Origin of the sequence: Xanthovirga aplysinae (assembly GCF_009711365.1) — a bacterium.
Lineage (GTDB): Bacteria > Bacteroidota > Bacteroidia > Cytophagales > Cyclobacteriaceae > Xanthovirga > Xanthovirga aplysinae.
In genome coordinates, this window is sequence record NZ_SMMB01000489.1 from 1 (window position 1) to 1,875 (window position 1,875).

Here is a 1,875-nt window from a genome sequence, read left to right on the forward strand (position 1 = left end):
AAGGTATTTTAAAAGAGTTTTCTCAAAAAAGTATTGTCGTAGAATATATGGTTCGGGAAGACATGAGCAACCCTGCGGGAACCCTACATGGAGGGATGAGTGCCTTAATTATGGATGAGATAATTGGGTTCCATAACTTTTGCCTTCGGAATGATAACCTATACACATCCGTGAACCTAAATGTAGACTTTCTCGCTCCTGCCATAATTGGAGAAAAAATAACTGCCTATTCAAAAATTATCCGAAAAGGGAGACAATTAAATCATTTCGAATGTACAATTACTAACAGCAAGGGAAAATTGGTTGCAAAAGGGAGCTCCAACCTCATTTGTACCCCTTTTAAATTGAAAGATGTGATACAAAAATAAGAAAGAACCGAAAATAAATATTGGGGGAGCATTAATTTAGTTCAAAATAGGGACACTGGATTATGTCCCCATTTTTACTAATCTTTATGAATTCCTAAAGCAAGAACCTGAAAAAAAGGTATTTTGAAATTCAAGAAAACTCCCAGGAAGTACCTAACTTCACCAAAAAAGGGAAAAAAGGGGCTAATAGAAGTCCAGGGCTGATTCAAACAATTTTTTCTAAAGAAATCCCCTAAAAATAGTAATTGAACATTACTAAAATACGAAATCCGATGCAGTGTGTGGACTAGATAATACTTTCTGAAAGAGCTCCCATCTCCTTTTCGGATTATCCTCTCTCCCACCATTACGTTCTACGAAATCCTTAATCAAGTCTCTTCCATAATTATAATTAATAACATAAGACCTATTGGCTTTAATAAAAGCTAAACGTTGCTCAGCTCTTTCCCTGGACATTAGAGCATACTTTTCAAGCCAATCTACAACTTCATCATCCGTCATTTTCCCATTCATCCATTGACGGGCAGCTTCATTATCCGCATAAGAAAGTTGATGAACAATCTCTTGTATTTTATAATATTGTTCTGCTTTATTTGGGTCCAAACCGGCTAAGGGAAAAAGGACCTCTTTTTCAAACTTTATCCTTTGCTTACCAGGAAATGCTACTTCAATCCCAAAATTTGCACTGCCTTCTGCTATCAATGATTGAGGACTAAATAAAGGGTAGACTGAAAATTCCACCCATTGGTAAAAATTTACCAGATTCTTTTCTAATAAAACATTATAAACATGATGACCAGGATACCCCTCATGGCAAGCCAAATCAATAGCTCGCTCAATATAAATTGGAAAATCCGTGTTTACCTGAATAAGACTGTAGCTATCACCTTTGTACCAATTGTAACCAGACCACACTTTATCTGTAACATACTCCACCCTAAAACTCTCCTCTTTTGGAAGCTTCAAATGTTTTAAGGTTCTTCTTCTCCCCTCATATACGGCCATTTTAAACACGGTATCAATCTTATTTTTCGGAATTACAAAATCTTTGCGATAATTCAAGTACCGAGTGTTTAATGAACCTTCCCCGGGTAACAGCACTTCCAGTTGTGCCAATATTTTCTCAAAATGAGTTCGATTATTAACGGGTGGATTCGCATCATAAAGTGACTTGGCTTCCTCCTCAAAACTCATTCGCTCTCCATTTCTTAAGGCCAATTGAGCCTTTAGAGCCCTGATTTGTTTTATTAAAAAATTAAACCTTTGTCTTTCAATACCTGAACTCACCGGGGTCCTCAGCCTTTTCATTTGATCCAGCAAGTTGTCTGCTCTTCGATTCAAATCCAGGTAAGGAAAAATCTTTTCTTGCTGTGCAGTTAAAGGAGCTGGCTTTAAACTATCAGGTCCATAATAAGCATCAATATAGGAAGGAACATACTGCCCCGTAATCAAAGCTAACTTTACATATTCCGTAGCCACATTGTTTAATTCCATTTCCCGGGTGTCT

The 1,875-nt window shown here is 37.0% G+C and carries 2 protein-coding genes; one reads left to right on the plus strand and one right to left on the minus strand.

Annotation, left to right across the window (positions count from 1 at the left end; translation table 11 throughout):
* On the plus strand, positions 1-368 hold a 368-nt coding region (locus E1171_RS02040), incomplete at its 5' end, for a PaaI family thioesterase (RefSeq protein ID WP_155203588.1).
* A gap of 255 nt (positions 369-623) precedes the next feature.
* Here E1171_RS02040 and E1171_RS02045 read toward each other — a convergent pair.
* Positions 624-1,875 (minus strand): hypothetical protein (locus tag E1171_RS02045; protein ID WP_246164121.1); only part of this gene is annotated, 1,252 nt, incomplete at its 5' end.